Origin of the sequence: uncultured Methylophaga sp. (genome assembly GCF_947259025.1) — a bacterium.
Taxonomy (GTDB): Bacteria; Pseudomonadota; Gammaproteobacteria; order Nitrosococcales; family Methylophagaceae; genus Methylophaga.
This window is the reverse complement of sequence record NZ_CAMYKO010000003.1, coordinates 1-21,385: the sequence shown is the minus strand read 5'-3', so window position 1 is coordinate 21,385 and position 21,385 is coordinate 1. Positions and strand designations below refer to the sequence as shown.

Genomic DNA, 21,385 nt, shown 5'->3' with positions numbered 1-21,385 from the left:
CTTAGATGATTTCCTGTACTTCGCTGAACGGCACTGAGCCAATGCCCGCGAGGTTGACTGTTAAACCCTGGCTGCCGGAGCCCACCAGAACACTTGAAACTTTAGAAACTGTGGCAGTGGCAAAGGCGGTGTTTTCACCATCCACTGTGCCGGTCGCCTTAAACTGATAAATACCTTCAGGCATGGCATTACCGTTGTCATCAAAGCCATCCCAGGTGAAGTTGGTGTAGCCGGAAGCGGCACCCATTTCAATTGTTTTTACCGGCACACCGGCTTCGTTGTAGATTTGAACTTTCAGATCACTGACTGGCTCAGCAACATTGATCTGCCCGGTCATGCCACTGTCCGGTGACATCAGACCGATAGAAGACGGAACCAGTACCGAACGCCCCACCAGAGATGAGCCCTGCAACGCCTGATCAGACTGCATAGATTTGGCAAAACTGGAAAAAGAATCCTGCAAATCAGCAATACCGCTAACCGTGCCGAATGAAGCAATCTGGCCCAGAAAGTCACCGCTTTCCATCGGTTTCAGCGGGTCTTGGTTCTGAAGCTGGGTTGTCATCAGCGACATGAAGTCTTCCAACGCCAGTTGGCCGGTATCTTTTGTCTCGTTCTTTTTGTCCGCCGACTGTTGGCTGTTAAGGAAGCCATATGGGTTGTCACCTACACCGTTCACTGCCATGACTGTCTACTCCTGTGCTTAAATTACTGGCCCAGCTGCAGTGTTCGCAGCAGGAGCTGTTTGGATGTATTGGCGATTTCAACGTTGTTCTGATATGAGCGCGAGGCCGACATCATATTGGCCATTTCAGTAATCGGATCAACATTGGAGTGGAAGACATAACCGTCTTCATTGGCGGCCGGATGGCTCGGGTTGTATTCGGAGCGAACTGCAGCCTGACTCTCGGTGACACCATGAACCTGAACCGAGCCCTGTTTGTAGCCTTGTTGGGCATCATCCAAAACCGCGGAAAAGACCGGCTGACGGGCACGATAGACTTCATTAACGCTGCTGCTGACACTGTCGGCATTAGCCAGGTTACTGGCCGTCGTGTTGAGGCGCAGAGACTGAGCGCTCATGCCGGTGCCCGCTATATCAAAAATATTAAACATCGACATGCTTACTCTCCTTTCAAGGCCTTAGTGATGCCACTGAACTTGCCGCCCAGAAATTGCAGGCTGGCCTGATACTGCACCGCATTTTGCATAAATTGTGACTGCTCGATTTGTTCATCCACGGTGTTGCCATCCAGCGAGTCCTGCAGGGCGGTGCGATATTGCACCGGCGCTAATTGCCCACTGCTGCCAGCCCCACCGGTAAAAGGAATATGATTCTGATGCGTTGTCTTCATCTTTGATGGCGCACTGTCATCCATGGCATGATTCAGCGCCTGACGAAAATCAATGTCTTTCGCCTTAAAATTCGGCGTGTCGGCATTCGCCAGATTGGAAGCCAGCAGCTCTGCACGCTGGGAACGCACTCTCAGCGCATCAGCATGAATACCCAGAGCAGCATCAAAATTGAATGACATATCACACTCCACTAAAACATCTCTTGCTGTGGTTTTAGCAGTTTGCATGCCAACAAATTAAGCGGCTGTTTTTACTGGGATTTCACTGTCGGGCGGCAATTATTCAGGCGGCATAGCGGCAAGCATTGCCACCTGCAAAGTGCCGATTAAGTTCTGCCAGATTGTGTCGCTATATAAAGAATCAACTACGACGTGTGACGTAGTTCACAAAATATTTCTTCTAATTACTTGACTCAGAACGGTTTTGAACATAAAAATTAGGCTAAGGGAGGAGTGCAAGTGACAGGAATGACTCGCACCAAAGGGTTTACTTTAATCGAACTGATGATTACGTTGGCGGTAGCCGGCATTCTGGCGGCTATTGCTGCGCCCAGCTTTACCCAAATGCTGCGAGATCACAGAATCACGACCCGTGCCAATGATTTTCTGGGTGAACTTCAACTGGCCAGGAGCGAAGCTATTCGCCGTGGTGTGCAAATCACCATGCTCAGTGACAGTGGTACAGCCTCCGTCTGGGATGGTGGCTGGACTATTTTTACTGACTGGGACAGAGACGAAATACACGATAATGTGGCCAACGAAAATTGTGCAGCAGAAGATCTTGACTGCACAATCCGCACACAACCTGCTCTGAATAACAACATCACCATTACCAGTGGCGGCACTTTCGACAACTGGATTGCTTTCAGCCCCACTGGTGAAATACGTGGCTCTGGCGGGACAGGGGATACTTTCACTGTCTGCATACCCGGCGCAAACAACGGCAAAGATATCACGGTCAATATTTCTGGTAGCGCCAGAGTGACTGACGGAGGCGCTCCATGCTAAATAACGCTCTCCAAAACAGAGGCTTCACATTATTGGAAGTGATGATCGCCGTTTTTGTGCTCAGCATTGGTCTGCTGGGCCTGGCTCATCTTCAGGTCGTCACCCTGAAAACCACACAAAGCGCTGACCTTAAGTCGCAGGCCTCAATTCTTGCTGTGGATATGCTTAACCGCATGAAAGCCAATCAAAACGCTGCTTACGCGGGCAACTATGCGATAGACATCGACGATGACCCACCCGCTAATCAGGATACAACCGCCAATACCGACTTATTCCAGTGGCGCACCACTGTCAGCCAACAACTCCCGGCCGGAAACGGTAGCGTCGCCTGCCCCGCTTTCAATCCGCTTAATGAGTTTGTCTGCACCATCACCATCACCTGGACTGATATTCAGACTGGTACCGCCGCTGACACCGACTACAACGAGCGGGCCACCTCAACCATGACACTGGATGGTGCCGTATGAAGAAACAAACCGGTCTGTCTCTGGTTGAGTTAATGGTGGCCATGGTGCTTGGCTTGCTTGTCGTCGCAGCCGTGATTGAACTGTTTATCAGTTCAAGGCAACTTTACCGCACTCAGGACGTCAAGGCGCGTATGCAGGAGGATGGCCGCTACGCCATTTTCCACATTGGTGAGTTTCTGTCACGCGCAGGCTACCGGGGTTGTAACTCACTGAGTACCCAAAAAGCTGCCGATGACGATGATGCCACTTCGGGTGAAGCCCAGGGTGGACGGGTCATGGAAAACATGCTCACTACTGACACCAGTTATTTTTGGTCAATGGATGAGCCCGTGTCTGGTCATGAATCAGCAGGAAACAACTGGGCACCCGCTAAACCCGGAGATTTGACCGACGCTATACCAGGCAGTGATATTCTGACTATCCGCACCGTGGGCGCTGCCTACATCCCCATACTGAGTCAGCAAAGTGATCACTTTGATATCGGGGCAAATAATGGTCTGGATAATTGTGATCCAGGTTCAGAACCAACCTGTAGCAATATCGTGATGGTCAGTAACTGTGAATTCACGACGGTATTCCAGGTGTCCAATGACCCTTCCAGTGGTGACCTTTACTATGCTCCCAATGTCGGAACGCCGGGCAATAAAAACGAGCCGCTTGAGGGTATCTATGGACCGAACAGTTGGGTAAATACCATCGCATCTCACAGTTTTTACATTCGTAACAACGCTGATGGTATGCCTTCTCTGTACCAGAAGACTAACGACTCCCCCGTTCAGGCGCTGCTTGAAGGCGTAGAACAAATGCAGGTGAGTTATGGCGTTGACTCCAATGGCGACCTGTCTGTCGACAGCTATGAAAATGCAAACAACGTCGGTTTCTGGTCTGACGTTATCAGCGTCAGAATCAGTTTGGTGATGATCAATCTGGACGGGACCAGCACTGATACGAACCTGGCCCTAGGTGATGGCAGTTATTTTCTGGATGGTGTTGAAGTGACGCCTGATGATGGCAGGCTACGCCGCGTCTACACCCAAACTATCATGTTAAAGAATCGTAGCTCATGAGCAAGGTATATCATTCCAGACAACACGGTGCGGCATTGATTGTCGGCCTTATCATTTTGTTGCTGATGACCTTGATTGGTATTTTTGCCATGCGCGGCGGTGTCATGCAGGAAAAAATGGCAAATAACCTGCGAGATAGGGAACTGGCCCATCAGGCAGCCGAAGTGGCTTTGCGTGATGCTGAGCGCTTTGTTTCCTCACTTATCAATCGCCCAGATCCGACGGTGTCAGGCGCTAACAGTAATATTTATATACTTAATTCAACCGATCTCGATCCTGACCCCACCAATGCACAACCCTGGTGGCAGGAGCGCGATGCTACATGGTGGGCCAATAACGCCGTGGCTTCTGTTCTGCCCGGTAATGTGGCTGCTGCGCCCCGCTATATCATCGAAGAAATAGATGTGAAATCATTCGACGAAGTCGAGAGTAAACCCAAAGCCGGTATTTACTATTACCGGATCACAGCCAGAGGAACCGGTGGTTCAGCGGTCACTCGAGTTATGTTGCAATCCACCGTGGTCAAGGAGTACTGATAATGAAAAAGTTCTTATCTTCGACTGTTGCTATCTTTTTATTTGGGGTGCATCAGTTGGCTTCGGCCGCGACACTGGATATCAGCAATGTGCCGCTATACTTGGGTGGTGCTGTAGAGCCCAACATCATGTTTACGTTGGATGACTCTGGTTCAATGCAGTTTGAAATCATGCCTGATGAAATCAGAGGATTTGCCAGTTATCTATACCCCAGACAATCAAATCAATATGGTGCTGGGGTCTACGTAAACCAGATACCAAATTTTGATGACGACAATGTCCATAACTTTTTCCTCCGATCCTCAGCCAACAATTCCGTTTATTACAACCCAGACATCGAGTATGTCCCATGGAGCAACGCGGATGGCAGTAGCATGCCTGATGCCGATCCTAACGCAGCCTACTACAACCCTGCACTTCCATGGGTGGGAGATATAAACCTGGTTGCCCAACAATCACAATATGCGTGTTGGTATAGAAGCACTAACCTTGGCAGCGCTTTTGGGGATCCCTGTAATGGCAACCATTCATTCTGGCCCATCACCTACTACATTTATGACGGTGCTGGTGACAGAGAAGACAGGGGCAACTACACTCGAATTCGAATAACCAGCAGCACGCCTTCTGGAACAACCTATCCAAACAACTCCGGTGAACCTCCCAGAACCCGTGATGAAGAGATCCAGAACTTTGCCAACTGGTTTCAATACTATCGCTCGCGGGTGTTGATGGCCCGTGCCGGTGTTGGTCAGGCTTTTGCCAAACAGGGAACAAATCTGCGTGTTGGTTTTGCAGCCATCAACCAGGGTGGCAGAACGGTGGATGGCGTCTATAGTAGCCGCGCTGTGATTGATGGAGTTAGGAAGTTTTCCGGCACCTCCCGGTCGGGCTTTTTTGATCGTCTTTACGACCATACTATCGATGCTAACGGCACGCCACTCCGCACCGCGGCGAGAGAGGTAGGTGAATATTTTGAACGCAGTGATAACCGTGGGCCGTGGGGTAATACGCCCGGCACTAATGACAACAGCGATCATTTAGTTTGTCGTCAGAGTTACCACATCCTTACCACAGATGGGTACTGGAATGGCTCCAACCCTGGTGTAGGCAATAGTGATAACACCGCTGGGAATGTCATTACCGGTCCAAACGACGATGACTATCAATATACGCCGACGCCCCCCTACTCAGATAACCACAGCAATACACTCGCTGATGTTGCCATGGACTTCTGGAAACGCGATCTGCGGCCCAACCTCTCCAATGAAGTGACTAAGAACCAGCAGGATCCGGCTTTTTGGCAGCACCTGGTGACTTTCACCGTGGGCTTGGGCGTCACCGGCACGCTTGATCCAACCAGTGACTTGGATGATTTAACTGATGGCAGCATCGACTGGCCTCAGCCTGGCAGTGACAGGGAAGAAAATATTGACGATATGTGGCACGCCGCAGTGAATACCCGTGGACAGTTCTTCAGTGCCTCTGAACCTGAACAATTTTCAGATTCTCTATCTGCCATTCTAAACAACATTACATCCAGAACGTCTTCTGCCGCCTCGGTGGCACTTAACTCCGGCTCTGTTTCCAGTGATACCCGGATTTACCAGGCGCGCTTTAAAAGTGGTGACTGGAGTGGCCAATTGCTTGCTTATGAAATTGATACCGAAGCGCTGATCGCCGACCTGGATTGGGATGCCAGCACATTAATTCCTCGCCCGGGTCAGCGGATCATCATTACTTCTGACGGCTCAACGGGGCAACGCTTTCGCTGGAATCAGTTGAATGCCACTCAACAGGCACAACTGGGTGATACCTTTGTGCAGAGCTATATCCGTGGTAATGCCAGCAGAGAGATAAGAAACGGTGGTAGCTATCGAAACCGCAATACACCATTGGGCGATATTATCAACTCCACCCCAACCTACGTAGCCAAACCCAACGCCAGCTATCCTAATTACTGGGGCGCCAACCAGCCGGAAAATGCTGTGCCCTACTCCGCTTTTGTCACCGACAAAGCCAACCGTCAGCCCCTGATTTATGTTGGCGCGAATGATGGCATGATGCACGCTTTCAATGCCATGTCCGGTGAGGAAGAATTTGCCTATATTCCCAACATTATTTTCGACAAACTGGCGTCCCTGAGTTCTACCAACTACAACCATGAATACTTTGTAGATGGTAGCCCAACTATCTTTGATGCCTTTTTCAGCGATGATGAATGGCACACCGTTCTAGTCTCAGGACTGGGTGCAGGGGGTCAGGGCATATTTGCGCTGGATGTGACAGATCCCTCAACTTTTGACACCGAAGCTAATGCTGCCGCTAACGTGTTATGGGAATTCAGCGATGATGACGACCGCGATATGGGCCTGACTTTTGGGCAACCCAGTATTATCCGCATGAACAATGGTGAGTGGGCAGCCCTTTTCAGTGGCGGGTACAACAACAATGACGATAACAACCTGGATGGTAACAACGCGACTGACAGCATTACCGGCAATGGCGTGATGTATCTGGTTAACATCGAAACCGGTGCATTGATTAAGAAATTCGACACGCTCGTCGGCACTGCTGATGATCCAACTGGCAACAACCGTCCTAATGGTCTCTCCACTCCTACTGCTGTTGATACCAACAATGACCGTATTGTTGATTTAATCTATGCTGGAGACCTGTTTGGAAACGTATGGAGTGTTGATGTTTCCTCTAACGATGAAGCGAACTGGGATTTCACCTACAAAACAGGAGCCAACCCCCGTCCGCTTTATACTGCTTGTTTCGGAAACAGTTGCACTGGCTCGAACGTTCAACCTATCACCACCCAGGTTCAGGTGGTGAGTCATCCCAGTGAAAAGGGTTACCTGCTGTTGTTTGGCACAGGTAAGTACTTTGAAGTCGGTGATAACAGTGCGACAGGTCAGGTCACTCAGAGCTTTTACAGTATCTGGGACAAACGTCTGAACTCCCTGACTGCATTCAATCGCTCTAGTTTGTTACAGCAACAAATTGTGAAAGAAGTCAGTAGTGACAATGATGATTTCCGTATCAGCTCCAATTACGCCATTGACTGGTCCAGTAAAAATGGCTGGTATATCGACCTGGTGAATACACAGGGTGGTAACAGTAATAACTTCGGGGAACGACAGGTCAGTAACGCCATTATTCGTAATGGCAGAGTGATCTTCGTTACCTTGGTTCCCTCTGATGACCCCTGCGACGATGGCGGTACCGGCTGGCTGATGGAAGTCAATTATGCTTCGGGCTCGCGCTTATCCTACTCACCATTTGACTTGAATGGCGATCAAAGCTTTACGCCGGGTGATTTCCTCAATGTCGGCGACCTTGATGGTGATGGCGAAGATGACTTTGTACCCGTATCAGGTAAAAAATCCAAAGTAGGTATTATTGCTCGTCCAAGTATCGCCAGTGAAGCCGGCGGACAACGTGAGTTTAAATACACCAGTGGTGCTGACGGTAATATTGAAGTCACCGTGGAAAACCCGGGTCCTGGCTTTGTGGGTCGTCAGTCGTGGCGGCAGTTGGATTATTAGGCAGGAGCTAATAATGAAACGAATCTTATCAGTGTTTGGCTTGCTGCTTGCCTCGAGCTTGCACGCACAAGAGTCTTTGCCCTATGAGCACACCGGGGTGATTACCAGTGCTCCTGAGCAAAGTGGCACGATTGTCATCTCAAACCAGACCTATGATGTTGACCTGAATACCCAAATTCACGGCCTCATGCCTGGAGGAGAACTTGGGCCTACCCCCGTCATCGGCAGTGAGATTGGCTTCAATATGCAATTACGTGATGATACACATTACATTACCGAAATCTGGCCTCTGGATAACAATGATGATTAATAATCGACCCAGCAAAAACCGCGGTTTCAACCTGATCGAATTGATGATCGTGGTGGTCATTATTGGCATTATTGCGGCCATTGCCTATCCGTCCTACCTGGAACAGGTCAGAGAGACACGCCGCGCCAATGCCCAGGCAGATATGCTGGAACTGGCCAGTTACCTTGAGCGATTTTACGGTGAAAACTTCACTTATCAGGGAGCCGGGGGTGGCAATCAACCATTCGGGCAGTCACCCAAGACCGGACAAGCCTATTACAATTTGAATCTCAACAACCTCACTGATACTGGGTTTAATGTTCAGGCTGTGCCTCAGGGTTCACAGGCTGCTGATAATTGCGGCACCATGGTGTTGGATGAAACCAGTGCCGGTACCCCCGCTGGTTGCTGGAATTAATGAGTCCCAGTTGCTAAACCTCAACAGAAAACAACCCGTGCTCAAGCATTGATATGGCTTCAATAAGCCATAATGACTCAGGTACATAAAAGAAAGGCCGGCTAAAAAGCCGGCCTCAATGTTTAACAATCCCGCTAGTTATCAGCTTTCATCTGTCTGAATGGAGCCACTTGCCAACAGTTGGCCGATGATCTCGGGCTGCGTTGTCCCGGTGACACCCAAATCAGTGAAGCTGGTATTTTGAAGTGTAATGGTCTGATTCACATCACCACTGCCATCAGTACTGACACTGATCACTACATCATCCCCCACTTCCTGAACGTTCAGGTAATCAAGGATATTGCCGCCGTTGACTTCATTGGCACCGGATAGCTGGTAACTCTCACCATCCAGTATATCCCTGAGGTCTATGGCATCAGACTCACCGCTGGCATTAAAGTCGGTAATGATGTCCATCGCTGGTTGTGCGGTTGTTCCCTCATCACCGGCTCTCCAGAGGAAAATATCATCCCCTTCACCGCCGGTCAGGAGGTCATTCCCGCCGCCACCTTGCAGGATGTCATTACCATCGCCACCATCCAGAATGTCATCAACAGCAGGCTCTGCCACCGGCGAGCCAACAGCAGTGGCATCACTCGTATCACTGTTACCACCTCCTGGTCCATCAGTGTAGTTGCCATTGATCGTCTCACCATCACTGAAGCTGATGCTGTAGGGGATAGATTCATCGCCAAACTCCCCGCCCTCATCAATATCATCACCATCGGTATCGACTCCGAAGCGTAGGGTTTCTCCTGCAACAAAGCTACCGGGAGCGAAATTAATGACCAATTCTGTCGTATCACCCGCTGTCACGGTATTGATGTCAGCCATCAACACCGTGGACTCATTGCCGATGGTAAAGGGATAACTACTGCCACCCGATTGGTCAAAGAAACCCTCACTGGAGATATCAATTCTGATTTCAGTGATATACAGGCCTGCCCCTGAGGCAAAGGCGAAACCAAACTGGTTACTGTTGCCAAATGTTGAGCCGGATCGCACATCAAGATTGACTTGGCGGGCAACGGGGTTAGTACCCGTCGTGCCATCGCCACCAATCAGGATATCGTCCCCGGCTCCGCCATTCAGTGTTTCAGCATCATCGCCACCAATCAGGATTTCATCCAGATAATCGCCCTGGATGGTATCACCGGACTGCCGTTCGACTGAGACATTCGCGTCATCTGATCGACTGCCCGCGGTATTGGTGTAATCAAAGCTGCCGCCGTCGTTATCATTGTCATCAAATGCAACAGAGTCAGGGTTATCAGATACGCTGCCGTCATTGGCATTGGACACTGCCGAAATGACCTGGCTGTCACTATCCGGACCTGTGTCATTGGCCAGCAATGCCCAGTCGGGAATATCAACCGGATCCTGGTTGGTCAGCACAAAGTCATCGCGAACCACCATCGGTCCATCAGCCGGGTCTATTGTCACGGTCAGTGTATTAGCGGCCATATCGCCGTCATTATCGACGATGGTATAGCCAAACACCTCTGTCACCGCCATATCCGGACCGAGATACTCATAATCACCGTCATCCATATCGACAGTTAAAGTCCCGCCGGCAGCTGTGGTGATCGTCCATTTATTGTCAGCCGCATCAAAGACACCGTTGGATGCCCCGCCAGTAACAGACGCTGTATCAGAGTCCAGATCATATTGATAGCTGACGCCGTTTACTGTCACGGCGAAGACCCAACCGCCGTCTGCCCCAGCAGTTGGCGGTGTGCCGTCATTGAGTAAATCTCCACTCAGTGGCGGTACTTCTACCGTACCAATCAAGGTTTGCTCCAGGTCGGCAAAGTCGGTCACCACGATAGCCGATTGTTCACTGGCACTGGCGCCATCGTAGGCAATCGGTTCAAGCTGTGCCTGGACGCTGCCTGTTCCCATACCGAGCGCATAAGACTTGATATCGTTGTCTTCGAGGAAGGTTTTCCATTCGGCTTCTTCTTCGGCCTGAATACCATTATCAGGACTAGAATTCACATCATTACCATTGCCCTGGAGATCGCCATCAAATTGATCCCATGGTGGTCCACCATTGCTTTCAGCCCCATAGGTTGGCTGTCCATCGGTCATGAAGTAAGACACTGATTGGGCATCGGTTGTGAGCGGCGCAACACCGTAAGCATCTATGGCTTCACCCAAGGCACGGTCGTAGTTAGTGCCACCACCGGCATCCAATCCAAGCAGGATCGCTTTTGCATCGGCGATGGATACCCAACCAGAATTTGAAGCATCCTGACTGAAAGTGACGATATTAACCATCACATCACCCAGGGCTTCATACTGTTCAATCAGTTTCAGGCTGGATTTAATCATCACTTCCAGTCGACTCATGCCCTGGAAGTTGGCCGAATCATCCATACTGCCTGACACGTCCAATATCAGCATCAGGTTGGTATTGACCACCAGGGTCGCATCACCACTGTTTTCTTCTGGTGTGGCAACCGGCACATCATCATCAATATTGATGTTAAAGCTGGTTGTTCCCTCACTACCATCATTATCCAAAACGCTGACGTTGACGCTGAAGTCGACATTATTTTCATTATCGGCATCCGCATGCGCGACCGGCTGCAATAATGTCACATCATAGTCTGCGCCACTGGCAGTGATATTGGTCAGCGAAACAGTAAACACATGGTTCGCGGCATCACTGCTGTCAGTACCAGAAACATAGCCAATCAATGTGTTACTGCCGCTGTCCCAGGTGGTATCAACGGCATCGCCGTCATGTGTCACCAGACCCGTTGTATCACCGGTTGTGGACAAGTTGACACTGTCGAAACCATCAGCACCAACGGTGTAGCTGATACTGCCAGTACTCACAGGGTTGTCATCACCGGTGGCACTGTCATTATTGCCGAGCGGCAGATCATCTTCATCGACCAGCGCATTGCTCGCGCTGAGTTCGGTTACACCGGTATCGGTAATACTGACAGTAACCTGTCTGGTGACACTGTCATTATCATTGTCAGTCACCGTGTAGCTGAAGACATCATCGACAGGATTGCCATTGGTATTCGCCACATTGGCAGGCGGAGTGTAAACCAACTGACCACTGCCATTAATGAACAGCGTGCCCTGGCCACCAGTGAAGCTGATTGCCTGCAGGCTGCTGTTCAGGCCGTCTGCGCCACCTGCAATGCCCAGTGCTGCGGCAGCATCGGCGGCAACCACATTATTACTACTGCCTTCGGTATAGCTGCCACCGATATAGTCCTGCGCGGATGGCAAATCATCCGATACCTGCACATTCACAGTACCGGTTGCAGTATCACCATCAATATCAGTGGCGATGACGCCCACACTGCCCAGTGCCTGTAAGTCATCCGCGGTAAAGGTGGGGTGACTGTCGTAGTTGTCATTGAGCGTGGCTTTAACAGTCGCAGTGGTACCAACAACGTTGAGGTCGAGGGTAACAATATCCACCCCGCCATCGCGGCCCACAATCTGGTTATCATTCTCCCGCGTCCAGTCGAGGCTGCTGTCCAGACCGCTCAGATCGGTGGCAAACACAATGCTGGCAATGGCATCACTGCCGGCGGTGAAGACAATATCGTCTGAGTCTTCCACCGGTACGGCCGGGCTGGAGCCATCAGCCAGGTTTTCATCATCAACGGTGAGAGTGATGGGGTCTCCAGCCATCGGGCCTTCGCCATCGGTAATGGTGATGGTGTGATCGTCACTGGCCACATCGTTATCCGCATCGGTCACTTCCACGCTGAAGGTGAGGCTTTGCGGATCGTCCTGATCCAGACTGTTTGGATCAAAAGTCCAGCTGCCGTCGGCATTGACCCGCAGCGTACCCTGGGCCAGGTTGATATCTGTGTCCAGCGCGTACTCATCGCTGCCCACTTTGACCACGGTACTGGCTGCGCCATCAGCACCGGCACTGGCATTATCCCAGGTGCCGTTAATCGGGCTGGCGGCGTCTTCAGCGACGGTGTCGGTGCCACTGACGGTCATATCCGGCACGTCATCCGAGACTTGCACATTCACAGTACCGGTCGCGGTATCACCATCAATATCAGTGGCAATCACGCCCACACTGCCTAGTGCCTGTAAGTCATCCGCGGTAAAGGTCGGATGGCTGTCGTAGTTTTCATTGAGCGTGACTTTAACAGTCGCAGTGGTACCGACAACGTTCAGGTCGAGGGTCACGATATCCACCCCGTTATCACGGCCCACAATCTGGTTATCACCCACCCATGTCCAGTCGAGACTGCTGTCCAGACCGCTCAGATCGGTGGCAAACACAATGCTGGCAATGGCATCACTGCCGGCGGTGAAGACGATATCGTCACTATCTTCGACCGGCAAGGCCGGGTTAGAGCCATCGGCCAGGTTTTCATCATCAACGGTGAGGGTAATCGGATCACCAGCCATCGGGCCTTCACCATCGGTAATGGTAATGGTGTGATCGTCACTGGCCACATCGTTATCCGCATCGGTGACTTCCACGCTGAAGGTGAGGCTTTGTGGATCGTCCTGATCCAGACTGTTCGGATCGAAAGTCCAGCTGCCGTCTGCATTGACCCGCAGCGTGCCTTCAGTCAATACAATATCTGTATCGAGTGCATACTCATCACTGCCCACTTTGACCACGGTACTGGCCGCACCATCAGCGCCGGCACTGGCATTATCCCAGGTGCCGTTAATCGGGCTGGCAGCATCTTCGGCCACGGTGTCGGTGCCAGAAACGGTCATATCCGGCACGTCATCAGACACTTCAACATTTACCATACCGGTCGCGGTATCACCATCAATATCAGTGGCAATCACGCCCACACTGCCCAGTGCTTGTAAGTCATCCGCGGTAAAGGTGGGATGACTGTCGTAGTTGTCGTTAAGCGTCGCTTTAACAGTCGCAGTGGTACCGACAACGTTCAGGTCGAGGGTCACGATATCCACCCCGTTATCACGGCCCACAATCTGGTTGTCATTCACCCGCGTCCAGTCAAGACTGCTGTCCAGACCGCTCAGATCGGTGGCAAATACAATGCTGGCAATGGCATCACTGCCGGCGGTGAAGACGATATCGTCACTATCTTCGACCGGTAATGCCGGGTTGGAGCCATCAGCCAGGTTTTCATCATCCACGGTGAGGGTGATGGGGTCTCCGGCCATGGGACCTGCACCATCAGTAATGGTGATGGTGTGATCGTCACTGGCCACATCATTATCCGCATCGGTCACTTCCACGCTGAAGGTGAGGCTTTGTGGATCGTCCTGATCCAGACTGTTTGGATCGAAAGTCCAGCTGCCGTCGGCATTGACCCGCAGCGTACCCTGGGCCAGGTTGATATCGCTGTCCAGTGCATACTCATCGCTGCCGACTTTGACCACGGTACTGGCCGCGCCATCAGCACCGGCACTGGCATTATCCCAGGTGCCGTTAATCGGGCTGCCAGCGTCTTCAGCCACGGTACCAGTACCACTGACGGTCATATCCGGCACGTCGTCAGACACTTCAACATTGACCGTTCCGGTCGCGGTATCACCATCAATATCAGTAGCGATGACGCCCACACTGCCCAGTGATTGCAGGTCATCCGCGGTAAAGGTGGGATGGCTGTCGTAGTTATCATTGAGCGTCGCTTTAACAGTAGCGGTTGTACCGACAACGTTGAGGTCTAGGGTAACAATATCCACCCCGCCATCACGGCCCACAATCTGGTTGTCACTCACCCGCGTCCAGTCGAGGCTGCTGTCCAGACCAGTCAGATCAGTGGCAAACACAATGCTGGCAATGGCGTCACTGCCGGCGGTGAAGACGATATCGTCTGAGTCTTCCACCGGTAAGGACGGGTTGGAGCCGTCAGCCAGGTTTTCATCATCCACAGTAAGGGTGATGGGGTCTCCGGCCATCGGACCTGCACCATCAGTAATTGTGATAGGCTGATTCGCTTCTGCAGGATCTCCATCGGCATCCTTGATGCGATAGTCAAAACCGGCATCTACATCACCTTCGGTGTTATCAACACTGTCAGCCGGGGTAAAAGTCCAGCTTCCGTCTGCATTAAAACTATAGCTACCGACACCAGCCACATTAAAGCCATAGTTGCCATCGCCGAGGTCAGTACCACTGCTGATGGCAACAAAACCACTGCCAAGATTCACGTGGGTCAGGGTTATGGCTTCGTCAGCGCCTGGAGAATCGTTGCCCAGCACGTTGCCATCAATGGCCAGATCGGCTTCAGTCAGGTTGTGCGGTGTTTCATCATTAGCTACGGGCACATCATTCTGAACACTGATAGTGAATGCACCAGCGGATAAACCGTCCAGCGTGGCTGTGTCACCATCGGCATCTTCCACCGTGGCCGTCACGACCGATGAGAAATCAATAGCTGCAACCGGATCACCGTCAGTGACCAGCATGGTGCCCGTATCACCGTCAGCATCAACGTGATCCAACTGATCATCCAGATCAAAAGCCCAACTGCCGTCGGCATTGACGGTCAGGGTAAAGACGACTGTATCGCCTGCCATGGCAGTCAGCACATTGCCGCTGACAGAATAAGTGACGGTAACGTCGTTGGAATAAAGTGTTGGCAGATCACTGGTATCAGAGAGCAAACCAAAGCTCAGAGAGGTCGGCTCATCAGCACCCCCAGTGACATTCACCAGGCTGGTCAGCGAACCGGCAGTGCCACTGGCGCTATCATCATCAGTGGTTTGCCCCGCATCCAGAATACCTTCTGAGCTATCGCTGGGTTCTACAGTGGTAGATAAGGCATCTTCCACAACCATAGCGGTAACAGGATTAAAGTCGCCCTCAACAGCAACAATGCTGGGCACATCATCATCGACATTGATGCTTAATACGCCACTTGCGCTGTCACCATCACTGTCAGTGACGGTATAACCCAGTTCGATGAGCAGATTATTTTCTGCGTCACCGGCGGGGTGATCCAGCGGGCCATGCAATGTGAAAGCATAATCCAGGGCGCCGCTGTCAGGAATTTCTGCAGTGAAAATGATCTCGGCCAATTCACCATAAGCCGAATCAATAAACTGAGCCCGGGCATCGCCATAATCGCCGTAGTCATCAGACTTCAGAATATAGCCAACCAGCATGGCACCATCATCAGACACCCAGATTTGCACCGGATAACCTTCAGAAGTCAGATCCGAAGGCTGAGATGATGCGGCATTAAAGCCAGCGTTTCCCGGACCGTCAGGGCCAAAGCTGGCATTCAGGTTGCCGGTCTGAGTGGTGGATGAATCAGGCGGCAGATCATCGCCGGGTTCTTCATCATTGTTACCTGATTTATTTGGGAAACTGACAGAATATGAGGTGTCTAGCTGAAATGCAGCGATGATAGCTGAAAAGCTGTCGTCGTCATGTAAATCATCCTCATCGATAAACACCTCAGTGCCACCGGCGCTTGGAGCCCCATCTTCTTCATCCAGAATGATGAGGTCCTCTTCCGGCAGGTCGTATTCGTTAGTCACACCAATGGTGTCGAAACCGGCGGTCGGGGTGACCTCAGGATTGAGGTAATCCACAAAAACGGCTTCATGACCTTCATTACCGCCTTCTACCCCAGCACCCGCTGCGGTAGCTTCACCGGCTTCGGTTGGGTCCTCGCCTTCCAGCAGGGCCTGTTGAATAGCAGCGATGTCGTCATCTACCGGTTCATCTGATTCGGCAACCGCAGTCTGTGGATCATAGAGCTCACTGTCCAACGTGGCCTGGGAGTTTCGTCCCAGATCCATGACGCTGCCATCTTCAAACTCGATTTCGATGGCACCGTTGGGACCTGTTGAGATTAATTCATCGGCATAAACCTGGTCGCCGGCTTGTAATGTTCTGATTGAACCGTCAGCCGCCGTTGCTGTGACCTGACCCACTAATGATTTAACAATTCCAATTTGTACCGCCATGGCTATCGCCTCCCGTAGGAACACCATCCATGGTTAAATTAATTGTCAGCTTTTAATCAGTCGGCACCCTTCCAGGATGCGTGAGTGTGAAACATTGCGTTGATAAAAGCCCGCCTTGCTAAACAAACCTTAATAACTGTCTTCAGCCGACCCCGGATTGAGTAAAATATCCAGGGCGTTCTGTGCAGCCGCATCATTCACCGCTGCCACCGAGGTTAAGTTGATACATTCAATAACACCGTGTTGGTTGCTGACCTGAACCTGCAGATAGCCTTCGTGTTCAACACCCGCAATATGGTTATTGCCCTGACTCAATACATCAGTCAGGCTGAGTTCACCCGCGTCATCAGGAAAGCTAAAAACGGGAGGTTGAGAGTCAGCAAAATGGGTATCACTTGTTTGTTGATGACCAGAGAGAATGTCATCCCCCTCAGCATCAATCAGGAAATTGGCGTTTGCCACAGCCACCCATAAATCATCAGTGGCCTCGACATTCGTCGCTTTGGGATAGAAGAATTCACTGCTGAGCATGACCTGGGAGTCACGGCCCAAATCCATCAGGCTGCCATCAGCAAAACTGATTTCGATGGCTGCGTGCGAACCTGTGGAGATGCAGTCCTGAAAATAGACACTGTCGCCGACCTGCAGCGCGTGGCTTGTGCCGTCAGCCCTGATGGCCGAGACCTCACCATGAATAATATTGACTACACCGACTTGTAACGCCATGTTGAATCCCTCCGTAAGAGAAACAATTTAGAACATGACTGTGGCTTACCAGTTTGGATTTATTATTGCGCCGGGATTTTATAGCGATCTATTGTACCTTGGTACAATGTAATAAAAGCGTTACAAAAACTGTAAACCTTTGTTTACAATAAAGTTAAATTATGGCTGTCACTTTTGGTTCAACGCCAGAAAATGTCAGGCTTTGAAAAGACGAACAGGTCTGCCAGCTTTCACATAGTGCGTTTCCAGGATTTTCTGTTGCTGAAAATCAACCTTGGTCATTGCTTCATAATCGGATAACGCACGCTGTTCCCCCAAACTATAATGCTCGATATCTTCCAGGGATTCGTCATTGAGCGGCTCACGGCCAGTCAACAAGTATTGAATACGATCAACACTGCGAGCTTCCAACTGCTCCACTGTTGCATGGTCATCCCAGTGACGGGGGCGTGCAGTTTGTTTGCCGTAATTGTGGTATGCCAATACATCGTTGGGTGCATAGAAGTCCCAGCCATGGGTCCACAAACGCACTGACATGGTAATTTCTTCACCAAAGAAATAAAGCTTCGGATCATACGGCACCTCTTTCAGTGCTGAGGCCGGTGTATACAAAAAATTACCTGAGAAAAAAGCGGAGGGAATGGGGCTTTCAGGTCTGTCATTGTAGGGATAAGTATCGGACTGATACACCAGCGTCCCACCTAGATTAAACTTACCCGGCTTTAACACCGTGATCTCTTTGTTCGGTAAGTGATTTGGTGGCTTATAACCCAAGGGATAGTGACTGATTATCGCTTTGGGGTTCTGGCATTGCTCCCACATGGCAAATAACCGCTTATCCCAACCGGGTTCAAAACGCATATGACTGTCAATTTGCAGTATGAATGCCTCATCACCCAACATCTCCTGATACAAACGACTCCTCGCCCAGCAGACACCCTGGCTGGTCGCAGCATCTATCACTATTTCTTCCACTTGCGGATGAGCCGGCGCACAGCAGTCATCATCAGCCATCACCTGAGACAATACGCCTATCCGGATAAGATCCGGCCTGGTCGCTTGCCGCAACAGGTCATTGATTGTCGACGTCACCTCCTTGTCACGGTAATTGGCAATGGCAACAAAAACAGTAGGTTGATTCTGGCTCATGGTCTCTCAATCAATGATGCTGACTCAGCATACAAAAAGGCCCGCGGTATGACTACCGCGGGCCTTTTGTTTTAACGATGCTGACCGGTCACGATGCGCTGTTACCGGCCACCAGAGTGACTAGCTCTGGTCAACATCAAGGTTGTTGTTGTTCAGCAGATTAGTCAGATCCTGCTGAGTAAACTCACCATTCAACACGATGTTCTGTGTTGACTGGCCACCGGAGTTGGCATCGCCATTGGTGTAGACCTCAACGGTAGTGGTATTTTCAACACTATCGAAGTTCGCCTTGAGGTAATCATCAAGGTTAGTTGCATTAATGTTGTTACTACCGTCTGAATCCAACAGGTCAGCAAGGTCAAGCACATCACCCTCACTGGCATCAAAGTCAACAACATAATCCACAGCCGGAGAGCCCGTTGTGCCGTCATCGCCTTCGTTCCACTGGAAGATATCAGCACCCTCACCGCCAATCAGGATGTCGTTGCCGCCACCGCCAATGAGCGTGTCATCACCAGCAGCATCAATCTCAGCCTGAGTTGGGTTCGGGTTAATCAGATCTTCGTAGTTATCACGGATGTACTGCATGATTTGTGCATCATCCGGCGCTGTACCACCATTCACTGACCAGGTCAGATATTCCACCAGACCTTCATAGCCCAGGCCATGTCCGGCACTGAATGTTTCACCAGTATCCGTATTGGTCCAGGTCAGGTCATCAGTGAACAAGGTATCGCCGAAGATAACATCATCACCTTCACCGCCCTGCAGCACGTCATCACCCAGGTCGGCAGGGCCTTCCGTGGTGTTACCGGTTTGCAGTTGAGCAGTCAGTTCATCGGCGTCGTTGATGACTTGAGGTTCACCGACGGGACCGGTGACCTGCTGTGGTACTTGAAGCTCGATATCATCTAAATATAGTTCTTCAGTTGACCCAACCCCATCAGCATCAACGGTGTATACAAGGCGGTAACTTCCTGAATCTAGTGGCGACGATTGTATTGTATCCCGTGAAGTCTCCTCAGGCAGTACACCGCCTTCACCACTGACATCAACCCAAGCTCCTCCATCAAGCTTCTGCAAAGACCATGTGATCTCATCATTACCAAGATTAGAGGTCTGATAATCAAATTGGAGGATAGAACCATCTACAGCTACACCAAACATTGTACTGGTAAGAGTTGTTTGCCCATCATTACGACGATCTTGAATGGTCATGTAACCATTATCTATTTCGAAGTCACCCTGAGGATCACCTGATATTGTCCAATCGCTTTCTGTATCGAGGTCATCGTTCGACCCCGAGAAATTAGCCAGAACAGTGGTCGTTGTACCAAAGGTTTCAGTACCAGTGCCAGTGTTATTGGTGTTATCAAAGAACCGCAGATAGTCGGTGTTCACACCACTACCAATACCGATGGCATTGACTTCACTGATGGCACTCAGCGCCTGGAAGGCCTGTACAGCATCATAGAGGTCCTCGTAGTTGGTTGTACTACCACCACCATTGCTACCACTGTTGCTGTAGGTCGGATCACCATCAGTCATAAAGTAACTGATGAACTCATGGCCTGAGGGCTGCGTACCAAACCAATCGACAGCATCTTCAAATGCCGCCTCGTAATTAGTACCACCATCTGCCTCCAGCTGACTGATCTCGGCGAGCAGGTCATTCAACGCATTAGAGTCATTGGCAATATCACTGACCGAGATTTCCAGTGATGAGTTATTGGAAAAACCAATCAGCCCGATGTTGATCACACCATCATGATCAGCCAAGTCATTCACAAACGATTCGAGCGCATCTTTCAGCAGTTGTGCACGGCCGTCATCATCCATACTGCCTGACTCATCTGCAATCAGCGCAATACTGTAGTTCTTGCCAGGATTGAACTGCTGATCTTTACCGCCCAAATCACCAATCAGGACATCATTACCACCACTGGTTTCGTGCGTATTGGGCTCATTCGTACCGACATACAGCTCATCAGGAATCGGCGCGTAGTAGACATCCACACTGGTTTCACCAGCAGTCTGCAGATCTTCATACTCACTACCGCCTGACTGAATGCTTTGAATACTATTGGTGATAGACACCTGGTTAGTAATCTCAGCATCAGTGTAGGTGCGGGTGAACGAACCTGAGGTATCGCCGGCAGAGATAGTCACCTGCTCACCATTAGCCAGGTTGAAGACCAGATCGGCATCCGGGTCGATATCGCCAGGGCCACCAGTCAATGTGATGGTGTAGGTGATATCGCCACCATCTTCATCAACCTCAGTGGTTGAGGTTGTGAGCGTGGCGGTAACCGGATCACTATCATCAGTGATTGTGGTGCTGACAGTACTATCGTCATAACCCAGGTTCTCGAACGCACCATCAGTACCGGCATTGTCTTCGCTGACGCCGGTGATGTTGTTATCGATACTGTCGGTTTCCACGTACACATCGTCAAGGTTGACTGCAACTGGCGCTGAATCACCGCTGCTATCACCCGCAGCGATGGTAATTGATTCACCATTCGCCAACGTCACGGTAATGGCGTTGTTAGTGGTAACCGGATTGTTATCACCATCAACCAGGCTGGCAGTGTAGGTAATGCTACCGCCATCTTCGCTTGTGGAACTAGTTGCGCTCAGAACGACATTTACGCCATCACTGTCATCAGTGATTGTGGTGCTGACAGTGCTGCTGTCATAACCCAGGTTCTCGAACGCACCATCAGTACCGGCATTATCTTCGCTGATGCCGGTGATGTTGTTATCGATACTATCGGTTTCAAGCACCAGATCGTCTTGATTAACAGCAACCGGCGCTGAATCACCACTGCTATCACCAGCATCAATGGTTATTGATTCACCGTTCGCCAGCGTC

At 50.8% G+C, this 21,385-nt stretch carries 14 protein-coding genes; 7 read left to right on the top strand and 7 right to left on the bottom strand.

The annotated features are described in order from the left end of the window. Position 1: 1 nt before the first annotated feature. The 3 genes from Q0X64_RS02925 to flgB are packed head-to-tail and all read right to left on the bottom strand — an operon-like array spanning position 2 to position 1,535. Positions 2 to 685 (bottom strand): flagellar hook assembly protein FlgD, encoded by a 684-nt coding sequence (locus Q0X64_RS02925; protein WP_297808853.1) that lies wholly within the window; start codon positions 683 to 685, stop codon positions 2 to 4. Between the two features lie 23 nt (positions 686 to 708). Continuing rightward, complete coding sequence (gene flgC / locus Q0X64_RS02920) at positions 709 to 1,122, bottom strand: flagellar basal body rod protein FlgC (RefSeq protein ID WP_297808851.1); 414 nt, start codon at positions 1,120 to 1,122, stop codon at positions 709 to 711. A 2-nt stretch (positions 1,123 to 1,124) separates the two neighbouring features. Then, positions 1,125 to 1,535 (bottom strand): flagellar basal body rod protein FlgB, encoded by a 411-nt coding sequence (gene flgB, locus Q0X64_RS02915; protein WP_297808849.1) that lies wholly within the window; start codon positions 1,533 to 1,535, stop codon positions 1,125 to 1,127. A gap of 288 nt (positions 1,536 to 1,823) precedes the next feature. On the opposite strand from flgB, the gene Q0X64_RS02910 reads away from it, so the two are divergent. From Q0X64_RS02910 to Q0X64_RS02880, 7 genes are read left to right on the top strand one after another with little or no spacing between them, the layout of a single operon-like run. Then, the gene (locus Q0X64_RS02910) at positions 1,824 to 2,363 is read left to right on the top strand and encodes a GspH/FimT family pseudopilin (RefSeq protein ID WP_297808983.1); all 540 of its coding nucleotides are present in this window, start codon (positions 1,824 to 1,826) and stop codon (positions 2,361 to 2,363) included. Next, positions 2,357 to 2,830, top strand: a complete 474-nt coding sequence (pilV, locus tag Q0X64_RS02905; protein WP_297808846.1) for a type IV pilus modification protein PilV — start codon at positions 2,357 to 2,359, stop codon at positions 2,828 to 2,830. Before Q0X64_RS02910 ends, pilV begins: the two co-directional genes overlap by 7 nt. Next, positions 2,827 to 3,897, top strand: coding sequence for a PilW family protein (locus tag Q0X64_RS02900; RefSeq protein ID WP_297808844.1), 1,071 nt, complete (start codon positions 2,827 to 2,829; stop codon positions 3,895 to 3,897). The genes pilV and Q0X64_RS02900 overlap by 4 nt, the downstream gene beginning before the upstream one ends. Then, positions 3,894 to 4,433 carry a PilX N-terminal domain-containing pilus assembly protein gene (locus Q0X64_RS02895; RefSeq protein ID WP_297808841.1) on the top strand — a complete coding sequence of 180 codons (540 nt, stop codon included), beginning with the start codon at positions 3,894 to 3,896 and terminating at the stop codon, positions 4,431 to 4,433. Before Q0X64_RS02900 ends, Q0X64_RS02895 begins: the two co-directional genes overlap by 4 nt. Before the next feature lie 2 nt (positions 4,434 to 4,435). After that, a complete protein-coding gene (locus tag Q0X64_RS02890; protein ID WP_297808838.1) occupies positions 4,436 to 7,984 on the top strand; it encodes a PilC/PilY family type IV pilus protein in 3,549 nt (1,182 codons plus the stop codon). Positions 7,985 to 7,997: 13 nt separating this feature from the next. Continuing rightward, on the top strand, positions 7,998 to 8,294 hold the full coding sequence (locus tag Q0X64_RS02885) for a hypothetical protein (protein WP_297808836.1): 297 nt from the start codon (positions 7,998 to 8,000) through the stop codon (positions 8,292 to 8,294). Continuing rightward, positions 8,284 to 8,691 (top strand): type IV pilin protein, encoded by a 408-nt coding sequence (locus Q0X64_RS02880; protein ID WP_297808833.1) that lies wholly within the window; start codon positions 8,284 to 8,286, stop codon positions 8,689 to 8,691. Before Q0X64_RS02885 ends, Q0X64_RS02880 begins: the two co-directional genes overlap by 11 nt. 141 nt (positions 8,692 to 8,832) lie before the next feature. On the opposite strand, the gene Q0X64_RS02875 is transcribed toward Q0X64_RS02880, so the two are convergent. The 4 genes from Q0X64_RS02875 to Q0X64_RS02860 form a co-directional block, all read right to left on the bottom strand. After that, the gene (locus Q0X64_RS02875; RefSeq protein WP_297808830.1) at positions 8,833 to 16,635 is read right to left on the bottom strand and encodes a retention module-containing protein; all 7,803 of its coding nucleotides are present in this window, start codon (positions 16,633 to 16,635) and stop codon (positions 8,833 to 8,835) included. Between the two features lie 129 nt (positions 16,636 to 16,764). After that, positions 16,765 to 17,361, bottom strand: a complete 597-nt coding sequence (locus Q0X64_RS02870) for a hypothetical protein (RefSeq protein ID WP_297808828.1) — start codon at positions 17,359 to 17,361, stop codon at positions 16,765 to 16,767. Positions 17,362 to 17,556: 195 nt separating this feature from the next. Further along, positions 17,557 to 18,510, bottom strand: coding sequence for a GlcNAc-transferase family protein (locus tag Q0X64_RS02865; RefSeq protein WP_297808825.1), 954 nt, complete (start codon positions 18,508 to 18,510; stop codon positions 17,557 to 17,559). 120 nt (positions 18,511 to 18,630) lie between these two features. Beyond that, on the bottom strand, positions 18,631 to 21,385 hold a 2,755-nt coding region (locus Q0X64_RS02860), incomplete at its 5' end, for an immunoglobulin-like domain-containing protein (protein ID WP_297808822.1).